This window comes from Nocardioides sp. P5_C9_2 (assembly GCF_054049555.1).
In genome coordinates this window covers 1-4,111 of record NZ_JBFUMD010000359.1, presented here as the reverse complement: position 1 = coordinate 4,111, position 4,111 = coordinate 1, and the positions used below count along the sequence as shown (strand labels likewise).

The window sequence follows — 4,111 nt, the reverse complement described above, 5'->3', positions numbered from 1 at the left end:
GGACATCGGCGACTCGGCCATCACCGAGACGGCCGGCATCGGCGGCTTCGCGATGGCGACCGCGCCGGCCATCGTGCGGCTCGTCGGCGGCACGGTGCCCGACGCCCTCGCGACCACGCGTCGGATGCACGAGATCACGCTGGGCGAGAACCCCCGCTGGTCCGTGCCGATCCTGGACTTCCAGGGCACCCCGAGCGGCATCGACGTCACCCGCGTGTGCCGGACGGGCATCCTCCCGCAGATCAACACCGGGATGGCGGGCAGGCGGGCCGGGGTGGGCCAGGTCGGGGCCGGTCTCGTGACGCCACCGGCGGAGGTCTTCCCCGCGGCGCTGGCCGGCCTCGCGGCGCGCGTCCCGCGCTGACGTCGCACACCCGGAAGGATGGGGGCATGCCCCTCGACCCGCTCGTCTTCGAGACCGTCGTCCCGGTGACCCCCACCCAGGCGTTCGTGGGCTTCACCGCCCAGATGGGCGAGTGGTGGGACCCCATGCTGAGCCCCGACCCGCCGACCTTCTCCAGCATCGAGATCGACCCCGAGGGCGACGTCGCGACCGTCCACAGCGACGGCGAGCGCTACGTGTGGGGACGGGTGACGACCTGGGAGCCGCTGGGCCACTTCGGCCAGCAGTTCTGGCTGGGCCACGAGAAGGCGGAGCCCACCCAGCTCGACGTGACCTTCGCCGAGGAGGGCCCCGGAACCCGGGTCCGCCTCGAGCACGGCGGCTGGGTCGACGGCTCCGAGGACGTCCGGGAGAGGTACACCCACTGGGAGGACCTCCTCACCCGCTTCGCCGCCCACGTGTCGTGACCGCGGGGCTGATCCTCCGGCCCGCGCGCGAGTCGGACCTCGCGGCGATGGCCGACCTCACCGGCCTCGCCTACACCGAGGTCGACCGGCGCACCTTCCAGCGCGACTGGCCGGAGCCGCAGCCGCGTACGCCGACGCGCAACGGCRCCTGGGTACGCCGTACCGCCCACGCCCTGCGCACCGACCCGGACGGCTGCTGGGTGGCCGAGATCGACGACCGGGTCGTCGGCTGTGCGGTCTCCCGCGTCCGTGAGYTGATGTGGATCCTCTCGTCCTTCGCGGTCGCTCCCGACGTGCAGGGCCGCGGCATCGGGACCCAGCTGCTCGCCGCCGCCCTGCACCACGGCCGCGGCTGCCTGCGCGGGATGTTCTCGGCAAGCGCCGACCCGGCCGCGGTCCGCCGCTACCGGCTGGCGGGCTTCGCCCTGCACCCGCAGATGTTCGTCACCGGCACCGTCGACCGCGACGCCCTGCCGGTGGTCGAACGGGTCCGGGAGGGCAGCGCCGGCGACATCGACCTGATGAACTCGATCGACCGGCAGACCCGCGGGGCCGCCCACCTCTCCGACCACGAGGCGCTGCTCGAGCAGTTCCGCCWGCTGGTCTGCGAGACATCGTCGAGCCAGGGCTACGCGTACGTCGGCGCCGACGGCTCACCGACCCTGGTCGCGGCGACCACGCGGCGTACTGCCTCGGACCTGGTGTGGGAGGCCTTCGGCTCGTCGAGCCCCGGGTCCACGGTCTCGCTGCACCACATCACCCCCGCCAACCAGTGGGCCGTCGACGTCGGGCTCGCGGCCCGGCTCTCGGTGCACACCAGCGGCTACCTGTGCCTGCGCGGGATGAAACCGCCGGCGCCGTACGTCCACCACGGCTCGGTGCTCTAGCGGGTGTCGGTGCCCGGCTCGAGGCGGGCGCCTGCGGCGATCTCTCCCCCGACCCGGCAGTCCCGGCCGGCGAGGACGACCTCCTCGGCGCGGGCCAGGCGGGCGCTCGGCGCGGCGCCCACCCGGGCCCCGGCCAGCACCTCGCAACCCTCGTCGAGGATCGCGGTGTGGACGTGCGCACCGGACCGCACCACGCAGTCCTCCATGAGCACGCTGTCGCGCACGACGGCTCCCTTCTCCACGACGACGCCGGGGCCGAGCACGCTGCCGACGACCTCCCCGGAGACGTCGCAGCCCGGTGAGAGGAGGGAGTCGGAGACCGCGCCGGTCGACCGGACCCGGGCCGCCGGACGGTCGGGCCAGTGCGAGATGACCGGCCGGGTGTCGTGGTCGAAGACGTCGACCCGGCCGGCGAGCAGGTCGCGGTGCGACTGCAGGTAGAGGGCGGGCTGGCCRACGTCGCGCCAGTAGCCGGTCATCGGCACRGCCACCGCCCTGCCCGTCTCGACCAGCCGGGGCAGGACGTGCTCGCCGAAGTCGCCCAGGCCGCTGTCGTCGCCCTCCTGGTCGCCGGCGAGCTCGGCCCGCAGCTGGCGCAGGGTGGTGAGCAGGACCGCGGTGTCGTAGATGAACACCTCGGTGGCGATGGTCCCGGTCGAGGGCCTCGACGGCTTGTGCTCGATCCCGGTGATGGTGCCGTCGGCCCCCGCGATCACGACGACGTTGTCCGAGGCGTCCTTCTTGGTCACCTCGGTGGTCAGCACGGTGGCCACCCGGCCGGCGGCGATGTGGTCGTCGATGACGGGGGCGAGGTCCATGTTGAAGACGTGGTCGGCGCTGCAGACCACGAGCGTGGACGCGCCGAAGGCCTCCAGGTCGGCGGACATCCGCAGCAGCAGGTCCCCGTTGCCGTGCGCGAAGCCGCTCTCGGTCGCCGGGCCGGTCCCGGTCTGCGGGACGATGCGCCGGAAGCCGCCGCGGTTGCGGTCCAGGCTCCACGGCCGGCCGCCGGAGAGGTACTCGTCGATCGAGGTCACCTGGTACTCCAGGGACACCCACACGTCCACCAGGTCGGCGTGCGCCAGCGCCGAGAGGGCGAAGTCGACCAGCCGGTGGACCCCGCCGTACGGCAGGGCCGGCTTGGCGCGCTCGCGGGTGAGCACGTCCATCCGTCCGCCCTGACCTCCCGCCTGCACCAGCGCCAGGACCTCGCCTCGTCGTGCCATGGTGTTCTCCTCGTCCCGGGTCCGCCAGTGGGTCGTCGCCGGCGTTGTGTGCACACCCTCGCACGCGGGCGGGGACGCCGGTGCGGGCCACCTAGGATGGGGTCATGAGCCTCGTCGACCTCCCGCTCCTCCCCCTCGGCAAGGGCCGCGACCTCGGCGCCGAGCGGGGCGTGGAGTGCCCCGGTGACCTGCCGGCCGCCTCCGACCCCGACCTGGTGGAGCGGGCCCGCGCCGCCAAGGCCGCGCTGGGTGATCGCGTCTTCGTGCTGGGCCACCACTACCAGCGCGACGAGGTCATCGAGTTCGCCGACGTCACGGGCGACTCCTTCAAGCTGGCGCGCGACGCCGCCGGCCGGCCCGACGCCGAGTTCATCGTCTTCTGCGGCGTGCACTTCATGGCCGAGTCCGCCGACATCCTGACCTCTCCCGACCAGGCGGTCGTGCTGCCCGACCTGGCCGCCGGCTGCTCGATGGCCGACATGGCCCGGCTGGCGCAGGTCGAGGACGCGTGGGACGCGATGGCGGACGCCGGCATCCAGGACAGCGTCGTACCCGTGACCTACATGAACTCCAGCGCCGACATCAAGGCGTTCTGCGGCCGCAACGGCGGCGTCGTCTGTACGTCGTCCAACGCGGACGTGGCCCTGGAGTGGGCCCTCGCGCAGAAGCCCGACCTGGGCGACGGCGCCAAGATCCTCTTCCTCCCCGACCAGCACCTCGGCCGCAACACCGCGGTCCTCCAGATGGGCATGGCCCTCGACGACTGCGTGGTGTGGGACCCGCTGCAGCCCGGCGGCGGGCTCACCGCCGACGAGCTGCGCGACGCGCGGATGATCCTGTGGAAGGGCCACTGCTCGGTGCACGGCCGCTTCAGCGAGGACGTGGTCGACGAGCTGCGCGCCAAGCACGCCGGCATCAAGATCCTGGTGCACCCCGAGTGCAGGCACGAGGTGGTGCTCAAGGCCGACCTCGTCGGCTCCACCGAGTTCATCATCAAGACCATCGAGGCCGCCGAGCCGGGCACGACGTGGGCCATCGGCACCGAGCTGAACCTGGTCAAGCGCCTGGCCGACGCGCACCCCGACAAGACGATCGTGTTCCTCGACCGCAACGTCTGCTACTGCTCGACGATGAACCGCATCGACCTGCCGCACCTGGTGTGGGCGATGGAGTCGCTCGTCGCCGGGC

The 4,111-nt window shown here is 73.0% G+C and carries 4 protein-coding genes and 1 pseudogene; 4 read left to right on the top strand and 1 reads right to left on the bottom strand.

What is annotated here, in order from left to right; all coding sequences use genetic code 11:
- From ACXJKL_RS15995 to ACXJKL_RS15985, 3 genes and pseudogenes are all read left to right on the top strand, one after another.
- Positions 1 to 364 (top strand): annotated as a pseudogene (locus tag ACXJKL_RS15995) (DUF1116 domain-containing protein); the annotation flags it as partial.
- 26 nt (positions 365 to 390) lie between these two features.
- A complete protein-coding gene (locus tag ACXJKL_RS15990) occupies positions 391 to 810 on the top strand; it encodes an SRPBCC domain-containing protein (RefSeq protein ID WP_457208018.1) in 420 nt (139 codons plus the stop codon).
- On the top strand, positions 807 to 1,697 hold the full coding sequence (locus ACXJKL_RS15985; RefSeq protein WP_457208017.1) for a GNAT family N-acetyltransferase: 891 nt from the start codon (positions 807 to 809) through the stop codon (positions 1,695 to 1,697). Before ACXJKL_RS15990 ends, ACXJKL_RS15985 begins: the two co-directional genes overlap by 4 nt.
- Here the strand turns inward: ACXJKL_RS15985 and ACXJKL_RS15980 are convergent.
- A complete protein-coding gene (locus ACXJKL_RS15980) occupies positions 1,694 to 2,923 on the bottom strand; it encodes a glucose-1-phosphate adenylyltransferase family protein (RefSeq protein ID WP_457208016.1) in 1,230 nt (409 codons plus the stop codon). The two genes, ACXJKL_RS15985 and ACXJKL_RS15980, sit on opposite strands and share 4 nt — an antisense overlap.
- A 104-nt stretch (positions 2,924 to 3,027) precedes the next feature.
- Between ACXJKL_RS15980 and nadA the strand changes: the two genes are divergently transcribed.
- The coding region (gene nadA, locus ACXJKL_RS15975; protein WP_457208015.1) for a quinolinate synthase NadA at positions 3,028 to 4,111 on the top strand (1,084 nt) is incomplete at its 3' end.

What these genes read in the sequence shown, in the direction of transcription:
- ACXJKL_RS15990 (WP_457208018.1), top strand. Translation starts at nt 391, where the DNA reads ATGCCCCTCGACCCGCTCGTCTTCGAGACCGTCGTCCCGGTGACCCCC.